Source organism: Streptomyces sp. NPDC104202 (assembly GCF_055584185.1).
On the sequence record NZ_JBVJMN010000001.1, the window covers coordinates 160,500 to 177,494 of the forward strand.

Here is a 16,995-nt window from a genome sequence, read left to right on the forward strand (position 1 = left end):
GGGGACCGCGTATGGACAGCGCCGATTCGAAGCGGCTGCTGGAACTGCTCACGGCACGCCGTGCCGAGCTGATCGCGCAGTGGGAGCAGGCCGTCGGGGCGTCCTTGCACGGCCGGCTGAGCTCGGTGGAGCTGGGACGCGAGCTGAACGAGCTGTACCAGGCCATCACCGACGCCGTCGCGACCGGCGGGTTCGCGGGGCGGGGCGCGGACTACGCGGTCGTGCGCAGCCTCCTCGTGGAGCTGTCGCGGAACCGGGCCCGCCAGGGCTTCACCCCGACCGAGACGGCCGTGAGCGTGTTCGCCCTGAAGGAGGTGCTGGAGTCCCTGCTCGGCGGGTCCGTCGAGGACATCCGCGTCTACCTGCAGTTCTCGCGCCTCCTGGACGACCTCGGCCTGTTCACGGTGGAGGAGTACGCGCGGACCCGCGAGGAGATCATCTCCGCGCAGTCGCAGCAGCTGCTGGAGCTGTCGACGCCGGTCGTGAAGCTGTGGGACGGCGTGGTGGGCGTGCCGCTCGTGGGGACGCTGGACTCGGCCCGTACCCAGGTGGTCATGGAGAAGCTCCTCCAGGCCCTGCTGGACTCGAACTCCGCCCACGCGATCATCGACATCACGGGTGTGCCCGCCGTGGACACGCAGGTGGCGCAGCACCTCCTCAAGACCGTGGTGGCGGCGCGCATGATGGGCGCCGAGTGCGTCATCTCCGGGATCCGGCCGCAGATCGCGCAGACCATCGTGGGGCTCGGCATCGAGTTCGGCGACATCCCGACGAAGGCGACGCTGGCGGACGCGCTGCGTCACGCGCTCGTGGAGATCGACAAGGCGACCGCGACCCGAGCGGCAGGTCTGCTGTGAGCGACCGCGTGCCGGTCCTGAAGATCGGCGACATCCTGCTCGTGTCCATCCAGATCGATCTGGAGGACCAGATGGTGCTCGACCTGCAGGACGACCTGTCCCAGCAGATCGTCGCCACCTCCGCCCGCGGCGTGATCATCGACATCTCCGCCCTGGAGATCGTCGACTCCTTCGTGGGACGGATGCTCGCCACCACGGCGGCGATCTCCCGCGTCCTGGGTGCGGAGACCGTCGTGGTGGGCATGCGGCCCGCCGTCGCCATGACCCTGGTGGAGCTCGGGCTGTCCCTCGGCGGGGTCCGGACGGCGCTCAACCTGGAGCTCGGTCTGGGCTACCTTCGTCGCGCACAGGTGTCGGGTCCGGAAAGCCGGTGAGGGACTACCCGGCCGACGAGGCCTCGCGCGAGGAAGTGCCGATCCAGGCCAGCGGGGACGTGGTGAAGGCGCGCCAGACGGTGCGCCTGCTGGCCCAGCAGGCCGGTCTGTCCCTGGTCAACCAGACCAAACTCGTCACGGCCGCCAGTGAGCTGGGACGCAACACCCTCATCTACGGCGGCGGGGGCTCCGCGGTGGCGGCGATCGTCCGTGACGTGGCCCGGGTCGGCGTCTGGGTGCGTTTCGCCGACGTGGGCCCCGGCATCCCGGACACGGAGCTGGCCCTGACGGACGGCTGGACCTCCGGCAGCGGCATGGGGCTCGGCCTCAGCGGCGCCCGGCGCCTCGTCGACGAGTTCGAGCTCGACTCGACGCCGGGTGTCGGTACCACGGTGACGGTGCTGAAGTGGGCACGGTGAACCCGGTCGCGGACGGCCAGGGGATCGAGGCCGAGGACGTGGTGTGGATGCGTCTGGGTGCCGCCCTGGACGCGGTCGCACGCCACGAGGCCGCGCGCCTCGCCCACCGCATCGGCATGTCCGCGGACCGGGTGGCCGAGGTGCGGCTCGCCGTCACGGAGGCCGCCACCAACCTGCAGAAGCACGCGAAGGACGGCTCACTGGCGCTGAGGGTCGTCACCCTGCCCGACAGGGCGGCCGTGGAACTGCTCTCACTGGACAACGGGCCCGGCATCCCGGACCTTTCCGCGGCACTGTCCGACGGCGTCTCCAGCAGCGGCACCCTCGGTGTGGGGCTGGGCTCGATCGCGCGGTGCGCCGACGCGTTCGACGTGTACTCCCGGCCGGGGACGGGGACGACGCTGCTCGCGCGTTTCTGGTCCGTCCGGGACGAGGGCGCGCCGGGCCCCGTGGAACCGTCGGTGGCCGGGCTGACGCGGCCGATCAGCGGCGAGACCGTGTGCGGGGACACCTGGGCCGCGCGCGCCGACGAGGGGCTCGACGGTGTCGTCGTGACGGCCATGATGTGCGACGGGCTCGGCCACGGTCCGCTGGCGGCACTGGCCAGCGAACGGGCGAGGGCCGCGTTCCGGGCCAACGCCCACCGCTCGCCCGAGATGATCATGCGGGCGCTGCACTCCGAGCTCAAGGGGACCCGTGGCGCGGCGGTCGCCGTGGCCCGCGCCGACTACCTCCGCGGCAGCGTCGAGCACTGCGGCGTGGGCAACATCAGCGCCGGCGTGGTCAGCGGGGACAGGCGGAGCGCCCTGCTGTCGCTGCCCGGGATCGTGGGGCACCAGATGCCGACGCTGAGGACCTTCCAGGCTCCCCTGGACCGGGACGGTGTCGTGTTCCTGCACTCCGACGGGCTGAGCGACCGCTGGTCCCCCACCTCCTTCCCCGGCCTGTTCCGGCGGCGTCCGGCGCTCATCGCCGCGCAGATACTGGGCCAGGCCGGCGTACGGCGGGACGACGCCGGCATCGTCGTCGTCAAGGCGGCCACCGCGTGAGACCCGTGGAGGCCCACGAGTTCGGCGGCGTGACCCTGCGCGCCGACAGGGATGTGTTTGAACTCCGCAGACAGGGACAGTTGCTGACCAAGGCCCTGGGACTGGAGGGCCACGAACGGGTCCGAGTGGTGACCGTACTGAGTGAGGTGGGGCGTGATCTCCTGGGGTCCCCGGGGCTTCGTGTGGAGCTTCGAACCGAGTCCCGGCCCGACGGGATCCACTTCCTCGCGTCCTTCGCCTGGGATGGCCCCCGGCGCCCCGGCGAGGACACGGTACGGGCGGCGCGTCGGCTGCTGGACCACAGCAGCTCCAGCGCCTCGGACGAAGGGCACGTCCTGACCGTGGGACAGCGGCTGCCCTCGTCGAACGTCCCCGCCGAACAGCGCGTCGAGCGGGCCCAGGCGGCGCTGCTCGGTTCGGGCGACTTCAGCATGAGCGAGGAGCTGCGGTCGCAGAACCGGCAGCTGCTGCTCGCCCTGGAGGAGTCCCGGGCGCAGCAGGAGGAGCTGCGGCGGCTGAACGAGGAGCTGGAGGAGACCAACCAGGGAGTGGTCGCCCTCTACAGCGAGCTGTCCGCCGAGCTGGAGGAGACGAACACGGGCGTGGTCGCCCTCTACGCGGAGCTGGAGGACATGACCCGCCAGTTGCGCCTGGCCAGTGAGGCGAAGACCAGGTTCTGGGCCAACGTGAGCCACGAGCTGCGCGCGCCGGTCAACTCGGTCATCTCCCTGGCGCGGCTCCTCATGGCCCCCGGGGCCGATCCCCTGAGCGAGGACCAGCGGCAGCAGCTGTCGCTGATCGCCGGCTCCGGCAGCACGCTCCTCGCGCTCGTGGAGGAGCTCCTCGACGTGGCCAAGGCCGAGTCCGGACGGCTGGAGCCCGCGCCGGCCGACACGGACCTGCGGACGCTGCTCCATCAGCTCCGGGGGACGCTCGGCGGCATGGCGCACGACGGGGTGCGCCTGGACATCCCCGACGTGCCGGACGCCCCGCCGCTGGTGACCGACGAGGTCATGCTGACCCGCGTGCTGCGCAACGTGCTGTCCAACGGGTTGAAGTTCACGACGTCCGGCGAGGTCCGGCTCACCGTGGAGACCTCGTCCCGAGGCGGGCGGACCTGGTTCACGTTCACGACCACCGACACCGGCATCGGCATCCCGCCGGACCAGCAGGACCGGGTGTTCGAGGAGTTCTACCAGGTCCTGGGAATGCATCAGCGCGGGCAGTCCGGCACCGGCCTGGGGCTGCCGTACGCGCGCCGGCTCACCGCGATCCTCGGGGGCACGCTCACCCTGACGAGCGTCCCCGGCGAGGGGACCACCGTGCGCGTGGACGTCCCCGCGCAGCTCGACGCCCCCGCCGGCGACGCGCCGGGGCCCGACGCGGGCGTGCCGCTTCCCGGCGGGGCGGCCGGGCGGCTCGGCTCCCTCGTGGTGGTGGACGACGACCCGACGTTCCTCGGTCTGCTGCGCCCCACCTTGGACACGCTCGCCGACGACGTCACCGAGGTCAACGTCAGCTCGCAGGCGTTCGAGGTCATCCGCGCCCGGCGGCCGGACGCGATCCTGGTCGACCTCGTCATGCCCGCGCCGGACGGCTACACCCTGCTCGGGGTCCTGGCCCGTGACCCGGTCACGGCGCGCATCCCGGTCGTGGTGCTGACCTCCAGCGATCCCAGCGAGGTGGACCGGACCCGGCTCACCCACGCACGTTCCGTGCTGAACAAGACCCACCTCACCCGGGAGCGCATCCTGCTGGCCCTGGGACTGGACCCGGTTCCGGCGGCTCCCGTCTCCCCCGTGGCTCCCGCTTCCCCCGTGGCTCCCGCTTCCCCGGCGGCCGGCGGCGCGCCCGCAGAGAGCGGAAAGACAACAGAGTGATCCCCGACCCCTCTCCGTCCGACAACTCGCCGGCGAACATCCTCATCGTCGACGACAACCCGACGAACCGGTACGTGCTGAGGACCACGCTGTCGCGGGCTGGCCATTCGGTCGTCGAGGCCGAGGACGGGACGCAGGCCCTGGGCATCCTCAAGGCCGGCGACCCGCTGCCCGAGGTGGCCATCGTCGACGTACGGCTGCCGGACATGACCGGGTTCGACGTCTGCGAGCACATCAAGGCGGACCCGGCCACAGCGGCCCTTCCCGTCATCCACGTCTCCGCCTCCGCGATCACCGCGACCGACCGGACGCAGGGCCTGAACCGCGGTGCCGACGCCTACCTGACCGAGCCCATCGCGCCGGACGAGCTCCTCGCCACGGTCACCGCCGCGCTGCGCTACGCCCGCGCCCGGCGCCGGGCCGAGCACCTGGCCGACCGCCTCCTCCACCTCAACGAGGCCACGCACCTCCTCTACAGCGCGGACGACGCGGCCGCGGTCGCCCGGGCGGCAGCCGAGGGCGCCGCGATCGTGCTGGGGACGACGGCGGTGGCGGCCCTCATCTCGCCGCACGGCGAGCCCACGTCGGCGGTCCGCACGGCGGGCCGGCCGGTCGCCCCCGGGACGGACCCCGCGACGGCCCCGCCCGCCGGGACGGTCGGCGCGATCGACGTACGGGAGTCACCGTCCTCCCACGACCTCGGCGAACGGGCCGGAACCCGGCTCGTGGTGGTCGACGCCCGGCTCTGGCCGGGCTTCCCGGAGCACCTGATACCCGGAGGCACGCTCGCCGTCGGTGTCGCGCGGGCCAAGCCAGGGCGTCCTCCCGTCTGCCTCGCCGTACCGTCCGCGGCCGTCGCGACGCCCGACGACGAGCAGCTCCTCACCCAGCTGGCCCAGGCGTGTGCCCTGGCCCTCGAAGCGCTGCGGAGCTACACCGAGGAGCACGACCTGGCGCTGACGCTCCAGCGGAGCTTCCTGCCGGACACCCTGCCGCGTTCGCCCCTGGCCGACCTGGCGGTGCGCTACCTTCCCGCCAGCGAGCACGCGGAGATCGGGGGCGACTTCTACGAGGCGCTGCCGACCCGGGGCGGGCTGCTGCTCGCCGTCGGCGACGTGGCCGGCCACTCCCTCGACGCGGCGATGCTGATGGGCCAGATCCGCCATGCCCTGCGCGCCTACGCGATCGAGGAGCACTCGCCCCGCGCGATCCTCGAACGCATCGAGAACCTTCTCGCCGCCGTCGAGGCGCACCTCACCCTCACCCTGTGCGTCGTCCTGATCGACGGTGAGACAGGGCTGCTGCACATCGCCAACGCCGGGCACCTGCCGCCGCTGCTGCGCTTCCCCGACGGATCCGTCCGCTTCGTCGAGGAGCACGGCCCCCTTCTCGGACTGCTGCTCCCCCAGCCCGCGGCGGTCGAGGTGGAAGCGCCTCCCGGCTCGGTCCTCGTCATGACGACGGACGGCCTGATCGAGCGGCGTCAGGAGGACCTCGGCGACTCGCTGAAACGGCTGTCCACGGCTCTGGCGGTGCTGCCGACCGACGTCGAGCAGGTCTGCGACGGTCTGCTGTCGGCGTTCCCGCCCGACGGAGAGGACGACGTCGCCCTGCTGGCGGCCCGCGTCACCGGCCCTTCGGACTGACCGGGAGCCGGTGCGCGGCCGACCGTCCGGCCGTGGCCGCCGCGCCGTTCACGCGCGGCGGTCCGGTGCGTGTGGGTCGGCCCGAGGCGCTCAGGGAGCGGCCGGGCGCGGCGCGTCGGCGGCCGTGGGGACGAAGGTGAAGACCTGGTCGAGCCCCATGATCCCGAACACCCGGCGCAGGTCGTCGTTCACGCCGGCGAGCGCGAGGACGCTCCCCGCCGCGTGTGCCTTCTGGTAGGCGGAGACGAGCACGGTCACGCCCGTGGAGTCGCAGTAGGTGAGCGTGGTCAGGTCGAGGACGACGCGCGCGCCCGGGGTGAACGTCCCCGGGCCGAGGAAGCCGGCGAGGACCGGGGCCGTGTGGTGGTCGAGCTCACCGTCCACGACCAGGACGGTGTCGCCCGGTCCGGCGTGCTGGGGGCTGACGGCGAGAGTGCGCTCGTTCACCGGTTCTCCTGTACGGCTGAGGGCGTGCGGTTCGTGGGTACGGGGTGGGGAGCTGCGGAGCGACGGCGTCGTCGTCCCGATGCCTTCCGCCTCTCCACGGCTCGGCGGAGTATGTGTCCCCGGACCTGACCTCCGGGGATTCCGCGGGGCGGTCTGCGCTCTTCTCCTCGGCCTGGCGGGTCCCCGCACACCTTCGTCGGTCCGGTTGCAGGTTTATCCTACGGACCGTGCGGGCGTCTCGCGGTGTGCGAGCGTGTCGCGGGCGTGCGGGACGGACGTTCGCGGGGCATGTGGCGACGGGTGCGGCGCGACGGGCGTGACACGCGGGAACGAGAGGGTGGCCAGTGGTCGAGCGCGAGGACGCGGGGTCCCGCGGGGCGGGCGCGGCCGCACCCGCAGTGTTCGACGCCGACCAGGAGATCGGCCGCGACCTCGCGGCCGTGGACTGGGCCGCCACCCCGCTCGGTCCCCCGGAGGGCTGGCCGCAGAGCCTACGCACCGCGGTGAGCATCCTGTTGTCGTCCCGCTTCTCCATGTGGATGGCGTGGGGGCCGGAACTGACGTTCCTCTGCAACGCCGCCTACCGGCGCGACACCCTCGGGCACAAGTACCCGTGGGGGCTAGGGCGGCCGGTGCGCGAGGTCTGGGCGGAGGTCTGGGACGACGTCCGGCCGAGGATCGACAGCGTCCTCGCGGGCAGCTCCACGTGGGACGAGGCGCTGCTGCTCTTCGTGCGACGCTCCGGGTTCACCGAGGAGAGCTACCACACCTTCTCGTACAGTCCGCTCCGCGACGAGGACGGGCGGGTCGTCGGCGTCCTGTGCGTCGTGAGCGAGGACACGGACCGCGTCATCGCCGAGCGCCGCATGAGCACGCTGCGCGATCTGGGCTCGGGTCCCCGCACGCTGCTGACCGAGGAGGAGCTGCTCGCCTTCGCGAGCCGCCAGATGGAGCAGAACGCCGAGGACCTGCCGTTCACCCTCACGTACCTGTTCCAGGAGGACGGCTCCGCCCGGCTGGCGGCCGGCACCGGCATCGCCGCCGGACACGCCGTCGCCCCGGAGACGATGGCGGCCGGCGACGCCTCCGTGCCGTGGCCGGTGCCGGCGCCCGGGCAGGAGGCCGTCCTGGTGCCCCTGGACGGCCCCGCTCACCGGGAACTCCCGTGCGGCGTCCGGTCCGAGCCCCCGACCCACGCGCTGGTCGTGCCCCTCGTCGGCCAGGGCACCGCGCCCTACGGCTTCCTGGTGGCGGCCCTGAACCGCTACCGGCTGCCGGACGAGGAGTACCGCGGATTCGTCGGCCTCGTGGCGGGACACCTCGCGGCCGGCATCTCCCGTGCCCGCAGCTACCGGGAGCAGCAGCGGCGGGCCGAGGAGCTCGTCGAGCTCGACCGCGCCAAGACCGCCTTCTTCTCGAACATCAGCCACGAGTTCCGCACGCCGCTGACGCTGATCATGGGGCCGGTGGAGGAGCTGCGCACCCGGTTGTCGGACGCCGATCCATGGGTGCGCGAGGAGCTCGAGGTCATCCGGCGGAACGGGCTCAGGATGGGCAGGCTGGTCACCCACCTGCTCGACTTCTCGCGCATCGAGGCCGGCCGCATGGGCGCCCGCTACGAGCCGGTGGACCTGGCCGCGGTCACCGCCGATCTGGCCAGCGTGTTCCGTTCCGCGGTCGACAGGGCCGGTCTCGGCTTCACGGTCGACTGCCGGCCCCTGACGGGCCGGGTGTACGTGGACCGGGACCTGTGGGAGAAGGTGATCCTCAACCTGCTGTCCAACGCCCTGAAGTTCACCTTCGACGGCGGCATCGGCGTCTCCGTGCGCGGGGAGCGGACGGAGGCGGTGGTGACGGTCACGGACACCGGCACCGGGGTTCCCGCCCACGAGATCCCCCGGCTCTTCGAGCGCTTCCACCGCATCGAGAACGCCCGCGCGCGCTCCGGTGAGGGCAGCGGCATCGGCCTGGCCCTGGTGCGGGAGCTGGTCGTGCTGCACGGCGGCACCATCACCGCCGAGTCCGAGGAGGGCCGGGGCACACGGTTCACGATCCGCCTGCCGTTCGGCGACGCGCACCTGCCCGCGGACGCGGTGGTGGCCGGGACGCCGTCGACGGAGCCGGGCGGCACCGCCGAGCCGTACCTGCAGGAGGCGCTGCGCTGGCTGCCGGGACGGGAGGCGGACCACCGCCCGGACGCCGACGCGTCGCCGGGGAGCGACGCCCTCGACACCGCCCCGGCCGGTACGGGAGCCGTCTTCGCCGGCGGGCCCGGGGGGCCCGGCACGGCGAGGGTCCTCGTCGCCGACGACAACGCGGACATGCGCGAGTACCTCACCCGCCTGCTGTCGGGCGCCGGTTACGAGGTGCGCGGCGCCGCCGACGGAGAGGCGGCCCTCGCCGCGATCCGCGCCCAGGCGCCCGACCTGGTCGTCAGCGACGTGATGATGCCCCGCCTGAACGGTCTGGCGCTGGTGACCGCGTTGCGCGCCGACCCCCGTACCGCCACCGTGCCCGTCCTGCTGCTCTCGGCGCGGGCCGGCCAGGACGCCTCCATCGAGGGCCTGCGGGCGGGCGCCGACGACTACCTCGTCAAGCCCTTCACGGCCGGTGAACTCCTCGCACGGGCACGCGCGGCCGTGGAACTGGCCCGGCTCCGCAGCCATCACGCCCGGTGGCGCACCGCCCTGGTGGACTCGCTCCAGGAGGGGTTCTTCGTCTGCGACGGGACGGGCGCGGTCGTCGAGATCAACGCCGCCTTCACCGCGATCCTCGGCTACGGACCCGAGGACCTGCCGTACGCGCCCGTGCACCCGTGGTGGCCCGATCCGCTGCGCGAACCGGAGGAGTACCGGCAGGCAGAGGAGTCCTTCGCCCGGTCGACCCGGACCGCGAAGGGGTCCTGCACCGTCCCCTTCACCCACCGGGACGGACGACGGGTCTGGGTGAACGCCTCCCTGGCCCGCGTCCAGGACCCCGACACCCACAGCAGCGTCGTGGTGGGCTCCTTCCGCGACGTGACCGCCGAGCACGACGCCCTCCGGCGCGACGGCGCCCTGGCGGCCCTCGGCACCCGCGTGGCGGAGGCCGGAAGCCTGACCGAGGCTCTGGCGGGCGCACTGGAGGAGCTGCGGGACGTGTGGCACGCACGCCGGGTGACCGCAGCCGTATTCTCCGCCGAGGGACGGCCCGAACTCACCGTGTCGGGGGCGTCGGTCACATGGGACCGGCTCCCGGACGAGGAGCGGCGGCGGCTGACGGAGCTGCGCGGGGCGCCGCCCCTCACGCCGGTGGCGGACCCCGCCGGGGTCGGCATCCTCCTGGAGCACCCCTCCGGGCCCCTCGTCCTCCGGATCGATCTCGGCGGCCGGCCTCCCTTCACGCGGGAGGACGAACTGCTGCTGTCCCTGCTGGCCGGTCGTCTGACGCAGGCGTTGACCCGCGCCCACCAGATCGACGAACAGCGGGAGACCGCCCTCGCCCTCCAGCGGGCCATCCTCGGTCCGGCGCAGCTCCCCCCGGGGTTCGCCGTGCGGTACGAGCCGGCCGGACGCCCCCTTGAAGTGGGCGGCGACTGGTACGACACGGTGCCGCTCCCCCGGGGACGCATCGGCATCGTCGTCGGGGACTGTGTCGGCCGCGGGCTCAAGGCCGCGGCCGTCATGGGCCAGCTGCGCAGCGCCTGCCGGGCCCTGCTGCTGCAGAACCCGGATCCGGCCCAGGTGCTCATGGCACTGGACCACTTCGCCGTCGGCATTCCCGGCGCGCTGTGCACCACGGTGTTCTGCGGCGTGCTCGATCCCGGGACCGGCAGCCTCACGTACTCGAGCGCCGGACATCCTCCCGGCATCCTCACCGGGCCCGACGGCACCACGGTCCTGCTGGAGGAGGGCCGCTCCACCCCGCTCGCCGTCAAGCCGGGCAGGCTTCGCCCGACGGGCACCTGTGCCCTGCCGGCCCGCGCCACGCTCCTGCTGTACACGGACGGCCTGGTGGAACGGCGTCGCGTCCCCCTCACCCAGGGCATCGCCCAGGCGGGCCGCGCCGTCGAGGACGGCCGCGACACGGGTCTGGAGACCCTCGCCGGCGACCTCATGGCCCGGCTGGCCCCGGCGGGCGGCTTCGACGACGACGTGGCGTTCCTGCTCTACCGTCACCCCGCGCCCCTGCACATGACGTTCCCCGCCGAATCGGGGCAGCTGGCGACGGTGCGCCGGGCCCTCCGCGGCTGGCTCGACCGGTGCGACCTGCCCCGGCACACGGCTCAGAACGTCCTCGTCGCGGCCGGGGAGGCGTGTGCCAACGCGATCGAGCACGGCCACCGGCACGCCCCCGGTGACGCCGTGCACCTCCGCGCCGAGGCCCTGGGCGGCGAGCTCCGGCTCAGCGTCCAGGACACCGGCCGCTGGAAGCGCCCCGACCCCCGGGCCCATCCGCACCGCGGTCGCGGGGTGACCCTCATGCGCGCCCTCATGCAGGACGTCACGATCACCCCCGGCCCCTCGGGAACAACCGTCTCCCTGCACACGAGGATCACCCCATGACCACGACGCCGCTCACCCTCACCTCCGACCGCCGAGCGGACGACACCCCGGTCCTCAAGGCCGCGGGCGAGATCGACATGAGCAACGCCGACCTCCTCGCCTCCGCCCTCGGCGCCCTGCCGGGCCGCCTCGTCGTCGACCTCACCGATGTCGAGTACCTCGACAGCGCCGCCCTGAGCGTCCTGTTCACCCACTGCGACCGCATCGAACTCGTCGCTCCCCCGCTCCTCACCCCCGTCCTGACGGTCTCCGGCCTCGCGGACCTCACGACCGTCCACGAAAGCGACGCCTGAGGGAGAGCCTTCGGGAGCGGGTGCCCTCCCTCTCCCTTCGCCCACCCGCCGACCCCGCCGGCGCGGACGGTCTTCCGGCGGGGTCCTGCATGATGAGCGTCATGAACACGGAAACATGCGACCCGGCCGAACTGGCCCGGCTCCGCGCCACCTTCGCCGCCCACCCCGCCGCGGCACCCGCGGCCGGCTGGGACGCGGTGCGGTCCTTCGAGAAGGAGCACGGCGTCGTCCTCCCGGAGCCGTACCGGACGTTCGTGGCGGAGGTCTGCGACGGTCTGCCCGCCGGGCCGCCCCACTACGGCCTCCTGCCCCTGGCGGAGACGCCGTCGGACTGGGGATCCGACCGGCCCGAACGCCTGCTCGCCGAGCCCTTCCCCCTGGAGGGGGCGTGGCTGTGGGAGGACGATGACGACGATGCGGCGCTGCCGGTCGAGGAGTTCGAGACCCGCACGCAACGCGTCTTCGACCACGGCTCGTTGCTGCTGGGCACCGACGGCTGCGGCATGTACTGGCACTTGATCGTCACCGGCCCCCAGCGGGGACAGGTCTGGCAGATCGCCGGGGAAGGCGCGATGCCCTTCGGTCCCGACTCGCCGGACGCCGTCATGCCGGGGACGCCGGGCTTCGCGGGTTGGGTGTCCCACTGGGCCGATGGCCGGTCCTGGTTCCCGGACGCTTAGTCGTCATCGGCCATCTCCGCTCCTTCCGTCGCATCGGGTGGCCGGATCGCGCCGGCCACGAGGGAGTGCGGGCGGTCTGCGCCGTGACGGCCGAATGCCGACGGACAGTGACCGGTGGCCATAGGTCGGTGTCACCCGATAGGGGGAAGCACGGGGAGAGACGTAGACCCGTGTCACATGCCTCCGTAGCGTCCCTGGTCCGATCAGCGCCGCCGACTACTTGGGGGCGGCGCGAGGCCGAGGCGGGGGAGCATGGACGAGCGCTGGATGATGTCGGGGTCGTGCCGGACGGTGCACGCGGACGATCTGTTTGTCGAGGGCGCGGCGCAGAACCAGGCGAAGGCGCTGTGTACCGGGTGTCCCGTGAAGGCCGAGTGTCTGGCGCACGCTCTGGACAGCCGCATCGAGCACGGGGTCTGGGGCGGGATGACGGAACGCGAGCGTCGTGCCCTCCTGAAACGCAGGCCGACCGTACGGTCCTGGGCCGGGCTGCTGGACGAGGCCAAGCGTCAGCACGACTCCGGTGGGGCGTCCGCGCGGCGCGACTCCGCTTGAGGGGCGGCGCCTCCGCGTCCGGGCGCGCCGTCCGGCCGGCGGCGGCGCGGGCCGTGGACGGTGCCGGGCTCCCCGTCGGTACCGGGGGTCCTGGGACGTGCACGCGCACGGGCCCGGGCGGCCCCTGGCGGGGTGCTTCGAGCCCGTGCGGGCGAGAGGGAGTGCTCGGAGCCCTAGCGGCGGCTGCGGATCAGGAGGTAGAGGAAGTAGGGGGTGCCGATGACCGCGGTCATGATGCCGGCGCCGAGTTGGGCGGGGGCGATGGCGGTGCGGCCGACCGTGTCGGCGGCGCAGACCAGGAGGGCGCCGAGGAGGAGGGCGACGGGGACGACGCGGGCGTGCCGGCGGCCGACGAGGGCACGGGCCGCGTGGGGGGCGACGAGGCCGACGAAGCCGATGGTGCCGGCGGCGGCGACGGCCGCGGCGCTGAGGACGACGCTGAGGATCAGGAAGCCGAGGCGGCCGCGGCCGAGGTCGAGTCCGAGGAGCCGGGGGGTGTCCTCGTCGAGGGAGACGAGGTCCAGCTCGGCGCGGCGCGCGACGGCGACGGCGATGCCGACGGCGAGGGCGAGGGCGAGCGGGAGGACGTCGGGCAGGGTGCGGCCGTAGGTGGAGCCGGACAGCCAGGTGAGGGCCTTGGTGGCGTTGAACGGGTCGGTCAGGATGATGAGCAGGCTGACCAGGGCGGCTGCGCCGGAGTGGATGGCGAAGCCCACGAGGACGAGTCGGGTCTGCTGGAAGCCGCCGCGGGCGGCCAGTCCGAAGAGCAGGAGGGAGGCCGCGGCCGCGCCGGCGAACGCGGCGCCGGCCACGCCCCACGCGCCGGCCATGGGGACGGTGGTGACGAGGAGGACGGCGCCGAGCGCGGCGCCGCCGGAGACGCCCATGATGCCGGGTTCGGCGAGGGGGTTGCGGGTCACGGCCTGGACGAGGGTGCCGGCGAGGGCGAGGGCGGCGCCGGCGAGGAGGGCGGCGAGGACGCGGGGGACGCGGGTGTCGAGGACGAAACCGACGGTGGGCCCGGCCTGGCCGGTGACCCAGTGGGCGACGTCGCCGAGCAGGAGTTTCGCGTCGCCGAGGAGGACGGCGGCGAGGGTGACGCCGACGAGGGCGGTCACGAGGGCCGCCGTGACGGAGAGGAAGACGGCGCGGCTGCGGATGCCGAGCCGGTCGGCGGCGACTCCGGCGGTGTCGCGGAGGCGGGCGGCCATCACGATGACGAAGGTGGCGCCGACGAGGCTGGTGACGACGCCGGTCGGCACGGCGACCGCCGTGTCGGCCGGGACGAGCAGGCGCAGCAGGACGTCCGCGCCGAGCACGAGCGCGGCACCGGCGAGGCCCGCCGCCGGTATGCCGACGCGTGTGCGGGCGAGCCCGCGGAAGCGGCGGACGAGGGCGGGGGCGCAGAGGCCGACGAAGCCCACGGGGCCGGCGAGGGTGACGGCCGCCGTGGCGAGGAGCGCCGCGAGGACGACGGCGGTCATGCGGGTGGCGCGGACGGGGACGCCGAGGCCGCGGGCGGCGTCGTCGCCGAGGGCGAGGGCGTCGACGCGGCGGGCGAGCAGCAGCAGTCCGGCGAGGCCGACGAGGGCGACGGGCGCCATCTGGAGGACGCCGTCGAAGCCGTTCTGGGAGATGCTGCCCTGGTTCCAGTGGTAGACGCCTTCGGACTCCTGGGGGAAGAGCAGGAGCAGTCCTTCGGTCATGGAGCTGAGGCCGAGGGTGAGGGCGCTGCCGGCCAGGACGAGCCGGACGGTGCCGGTTCCCAGGCCGGAGAGGCCGAGGACGACGGCCGCGGCGGTGAGGCCGCCGGCGAAGGCGATGCCGGAGGAGGCGAGCAGCGGGAGCGAGACGCCGGTGGCGGCGGTGAGGCCGAGGGCGAAGTAGGAGCCGGCGTTGACGGCGAGGGTGTCGGGCGCGGCCAGGACGTTGCGGCTGACGGCCTGGAGGGCGGCGCCGGCCATGCCGAGCACGACGCCGACGAGCAGTCCGGCGGTCATCCGGGGCAGGCGCGAGGCGATGACGACGGAGGCGTCGGCGGGGTCGGCCCGTCCGGTGAGCGCCTTCCACACGTCGGACGCGCCGACCGAGGAGGTGCCCTGGGTGATGTCGACGACCGCGAGGCCGGCGACGAGGAGGAGCAGGGCGGCCGTCACCGCGGCCGCGCCCGTCCGGGACGGGGCCGCCGGCGGACGGGTGGCGGGGGTGGTTGCAGTGACGGCCATGGCTCCGCTACTTCGTCAGGGCGATGATCGAGTCGATGTACTTGTTCATCGACTCGGGTCCGCCGAACATCCAGATGCCGTCGGGCAGGCGGTGCACGTTGCCCTTCTTCACGAACGGCAGCGAGGTCCACACCTTGTCCTCGGCCAGCCGGCCCGCGAAGGGGTTGCTGTCCTTGTCGCCGTCGTTGCCGATGTAGGCGAAGTGCACGTCGGCGCTCAGCTTGGTGAGGCCCTCGACGTCGGTGGTGCCGAGGCCGTAGGCCGGGTCGCCCTTGACCGTCCAGTCGTTCTTCAGGCCGAGCTTCTCGTTGACGGCGCCGATGAGCGAACCGCTGGTGTAGGGCCGGATGGAGACCTGGTGGGAGACGACGTAGCCGTCGGCGAAGGCGACCTTGGCGCCGCCGAGACCGGCGCCGGCCAGGGCCTTCCTGCCCTCCTCGACCTTGGCGTCGAAGGTCTTCCTGAGCTCGGCGGCCTTGTCCGTGGTGCCGGTGGCCTGGGCGAGCAGGTCGAGGTTCTTCGTCATGCGGCCGATCGGGTCGGCCGCGTCGGCGGACTTGACCTCGATGACCGGTGCGAGCGTGCGGAGCTGCTTGACGGCGGCCGGCGGGAGGTCGGTGCTGGCGACGATGAGGTCGGGCTTGAGGGCGGCGACGGTGTCCATGCTGGGCTCGCCGCGGGTGCCGATGTCCTTCGGCTCGTTTCTCAGCGGGACGGCGGTGTCCCAGGTCTTGTAGCCCTTGACGTCGGCGACGCCGATGGGGTCGACACCGAGGGAGAGCAGGAGTTCGACCTCGTGCCACTCGGTGCCGACGACCTTCTTGGCGGGGCCGTTCAGCACGACCTTCCGGCCGGAGGCGTCGGTGAGGGTGATCTTCTCGGCGGTCGTCGTCGCCTTGTCGTCGGCGGCGGGCTCGGTGGTGCCACAGGCGGTCAGGGTGAGGGCCGCCGCGGCGAGGGCCGTGGCGGTGATCAGGAGTCGCCTCATGAGGGGGTGGTGAGCCTTTCGCTTCGGGTGTGGTGACGGCCGATCGCGCGGGTGCGCAGGCGGCCCGTGAGGGGGTCGGGGTCGACGTCGATGCGGATGCCGTAGGTGGTGGTCAGCCGCTCGGCCGTCAGGACGTCCTCGGGGAGGCCGTCGGCGACGACGCGGCCCGCGTCGAGCAGGACGACCCGGTCGCCGACGGCGGCGGCCTGGTCGAGGTCGTGCAGGACGGCGCCGACGGCGATGCCGTGGTCGTCCGCCAGATCGCGCATGAGGTCGAGGAGTTCGACCTGGTAGCGCAGGTCGAGGTAGGTGGTCGGTTCGTCGAGGAGGAGGACGCCGGTCTCCTGGGCGAGGCAGCCGGCGAGCCACACGCGCTGGAGCTGTCCGCCGGACAGGTGCTCGACGCCCCGGTCGGCGAACTCCGTGACGCCCGTGAGGTCGAGGGCTCGGTCGACCGCGGCCCGTCCTCCGGGGTCGGCCTTGCCCCAGCGACCGCGGTGGGGGTAGCGGCCGAAGTCGACGACGTCGCGCACGGTGAGGCCGCTCGGGGTGGGGCGGCCCTGCGTCAGGAGGGCCACGTGCCGCGAGAACTCACGCGGGCTCAGCGCGAGCCCGTCGGTCCCGCCGTCGATGACCAGTGCGGCGGTCCGCGGCCGCTGCAGGCGCGCGACGGTCCTCAGCAGGGTGGACTTCCCGCTGCCGTTGGGGCCGACCAGGACCGTCACCTCGCCGGGCCGCAGCGTCAACGAGGCCCCGTGGACGACGTCGACACCGTCGTAGGCGACGGTGACGTCCGTCGCCGCCAGGGCGTGACCTCGGGAACGCGGGAGCTCGGAGCTCTCTTCAGCAACACTCACGGAACAGAGGTTAGCCTAACCTTACTTTCGATTTGAAGGGGGGCCTTGAGGCCACCACAAGTCATGTTTCCGCCAACCTCTGGCTCCCCTGCTGCGGGCCCGGTCCGGCGGCCGGCCGCTGCGTCGTCGTCACGACGGCCGACGGGGTGTTCCGACCGGCCCGCACAACGACCAGCGGGGC

At 73.4% G+C, this 16,995-nt stretch carries 14 protein-coding genes; 10 read left to right on the forward strand and 4 right to left on the reverse strand.

Translation table 11 applies throughout. The annotated features are described in order from the left end of the window. Nucleotides 1-11: 11 nt before the first annotated feature. Genes ACZ60W_RS00745 through ACZ60W_RS00770 form a run of 6 tightly spaced genes read left to right on the forward strand, consistent with a single transcriptional unit; the run spans nucleotide 12 to nucleotide 6,225 of the window. A complete protein-coding gene (locus ACZ60W_RS00745; RefSeq protein WP_469753154.1) occupies nucleotides 12-857 on the forward strand; it encodes an STAS domain-containing protein in 846 nt (281 codons plus the stop codon). Then, the gene (locus ACZ60W_RS00750; RefSeq protein WP_469753155.1) at nucleotides 854-1,231 is read left to right on the forward strand and encodes an STAS domain-containing protein; all 378 of its coding nucleotides are present in this window, start codon (nucleotides 854-856) and stop codon (nucleotides 1,229-1,231) included. The genes ACZ60W_RS00745 and ACZ60W_RS00750 overlap by 4 nt, the downstream gene beginning before the upstream one ends. Next, nucleotides 1,228-1,650 (forward strand): ATP-binding protein, encoded by a 423-nt coding sequence (locus ACZ60W_RS00755; protein ID WP_469753156.1) that lies wholly within the window; start codon nucleotides 1,228-1,230, stop codon nucleotides 1,648-1,650. The genes ACZ60W_RS00750 and ACZ60W_RS00755 overlap by 4 nt, the downstream gene beginning before the upstream one ends. Next, a complete protein-coding gene (locus tag ACZ60W_RS00760; RefSeq protein WP_469753157.1) occupies nucleotides 1,638-2,699 on the forward strand; it encodes an anti-sigma regulatory factor in 1,062 nt (353 codons plus the stop codon). Before ACZ60W_RS00755 ends, ACZ60W_RS00760 begins: the two co-directional genes overlap by 13 nt. Beyond that, nucleotides 2,696-4,579, forward strand: coding sequence for an ATP-binding response regulator (locus tag ACZ60W_RS00765; protein ID WP_469753158.1), 1,884 nt, complete (start codon nucleotides 2,696-2,698; stop codon nucleotides 4,577-4,579). Before ACZ60W_RS00760 ends, ACZ60W_RS00765 begins: the two co-directional genes overlap by 4 nt. Beyond that, complete coding sequence (locus ACZ60W_RS00770) at nucleotides 4,579-6,225, forward strand: SpoIIE family protein phosphatase (RefSeq protein ID WP_469753262.1); 1,647 nt, start codon at nucleotides 4,579-4,581, stop codon at nucleotides 6,223-6,225. The genes ACZ60W_RS00765 and ACZ60W_RS00770 overlap by 1 nt, the downstream gene beginning before the upstream one ends. A gap of 90 nt (nucleotides 6,226-6,315) precedes the next feature. On the opposite strand, the gene ACZ60W_RS00775 is transcribed toward ACZ60W_RS00770, so the two are convergent. Next, nucleotides 6,316-6,672, reverse strand: coding sequence for an STAS domain-containing protein (locus ACZ60W_RS00775; RefSeq protein WP_469753159.1), 357 nt, complete (start codon nucleotides 6,670-6,672; stop codon nucleotides 6,316-6,318). Between the two features lie 344 nt (nucleotides 6,673-7,016). On the opposite strand from ACZ60W_RS00775, the gene ACZ60W_RS00780 reads away from it, so the two are divergent. The 4 genes from ACZ60W_RS00780 (at nucleotide 7,017) to ACZ60W_RS00795 (ending at nucleotide 12,744) form a co-directional block, all read left to right on the forward strand. Then, nucleotides 7,017-11,216 carry a SpoIIE family protein phosphatase gene (locus ACZ60W_RS00780; RefSeq protein ID WP_469753160.1) on the forward strand — a complete coding sequence of 1,400 codons (4,200 nt, stop codon included), beginning with the start codon at nucleotides 7,017-7,019 and terminating at the stop codon, nucleotides 11,214-11,216. Next, on the forward strand, nucleotides 11,213-11,509 hold the full coding sequence (locus tag ACZ60W_RS00785; protein ID WP_469753161.1) for an STAS domain-containing protein: 297 nt from the start codon (nucleotides 11,213-11,215) through the stop codon (nucleotides 11,507-11,509). The genes ACZ60W_RS00780 and ACZ60W_RS00785 overlap by 4 nt, the downstream gene beginning before the upstream one ends. A gap of 89 nt (nucleotides 11,510-11,598) precedes the next feature. After that, nucleotides 11,599-12,189 carry an SMI1/KNR4 family protein gene (locus ACZ60W_RS00790; protein ID WP_469753162.1) on the forward strand — a complete coding sequence of 197 codons (591 nt, stop codon included), beginning with the start codon at nucleotides 11,599-11,601 and terminating at the stop codon, nucleotides 12,187-12,189. A 252-nt stretch (nucleotides 12,190-12,441) separates the two neighbouring features. Further along, nucleotides 12,442-12,744, forward strand: coding sequence for a WhiB family transcriptional regulator (locus tag ACZ60W_RS00795; RefSeq protein ID WP_469753163.1), 303 nt, complete (start codon nucleotides 12,442-12,444; stop codon nucleotides 12,742-12,744). A gap of 173 nt (nucleotides 12,745-12,917) precedes the next feature. On the opposite strand, the gene ACZ60W_RS00800 is transcribed toward ACZ60W_RS00795, so the two are convergent. The 3 genes from ACZ60W_RS00800 to ACZ60W_RS00810 are packed head-to-tail and all read right to left on the reverse strand — an operon-like array spanning nucleotide 12,918 to nucleotide 16,814. Further along, nucleotides 12,918-14,969, reverse strand: a complete 2,052-nt coding sequence (locus ACZ60W_RS00800; RefSeq protein ID WP_469753164.1) for an iron ABC transporter permease — start codon at nucleotides 14,967-14,969, stop codon at nucleotides 12,918-12,920. A 7-nt stretch (nucleotides 14,970-14,976) separates the two neighbouring features. Then, nucleotides 14,977-15,957: an iron-siderophore ABC transporter substrate-binding protein gene (locus ACZ60W_RS00805; RefSeq protein ID WP_469753165.1), complete on the reverse strand. Its 981-nt coding sequence runs from the start codon at nucleotides 15,955-15,957 to the stop codon at nucleotides 14,977-14,979. Further along, the gene (locus ACZ60W_RS00810; RefSeq protein ID WP_469753166.1) at nucleotides 15,954-16,814 is read right to left on the reverse strand and encodes an ABC transporter ATP-binding protein; all 861 of its coding nucleotides are present in this window, start codon (nucleotides 16,812-16,814) and stop codon (nucleotides 15,954-15,956) included. Before ACZ60W_RS00810 ends, ACZ60W_RS00805 begins: the two co-directional genes overlap by 4 nt. Nucleotides 16,815-16,995 lie beyond the last annotated feature (181 nt).

What these genes read in the sequence shown, in the direction of transcription:
- ACZ60W_RS00800 (WP_469753164.1), bottom strand. Translation starts at nt 14,969, where the DNA reads ATGGCCGTCACTGCAACCACCCCCGCCACCCGTCCGCCGGCGGCCCCG.
- ACZ60W_RS00805 (WP_469753165.1), bottom strand. Translation starts at nt 15,957, where the DNA reads ATGAGGCGACTCCTGATCACCGCCACGGCCCTCGCCGCGGCGGCCCTC.
- ACZ60W_RS00785 (WP_469753161.1), top strand. Translation starts at nt 11,213, where the DNA reads ATGACCACGACGCCGCTCACCCTCACCTCCGACCGCCGAGCGGACGAC.
- ACZ60W_RS00745 (WP_469753154.1), top strand. Translation starts at nt 12, where the DNA reads ATGGACAGCGCCGATTCGAAGCGGCTGCTGGAACTGCTCACGGCACGC.
- ACZ60W_RS00790 (WP_469753162.1), top strand. Translation starts at nt 11,599, where the DNA reads ATGATGAGCGTCATGAACACGGAAACATGCGACCCGGCCGAACTGGCC.
- ACZ60W_RS00795 (WP_469753163.1), top strand. Translation starts at nt 12,442, where the DNA reads ATGGACGAGCGCTGGATGATGTCGGGGTCGTGCCGGACGGTGCACGCG.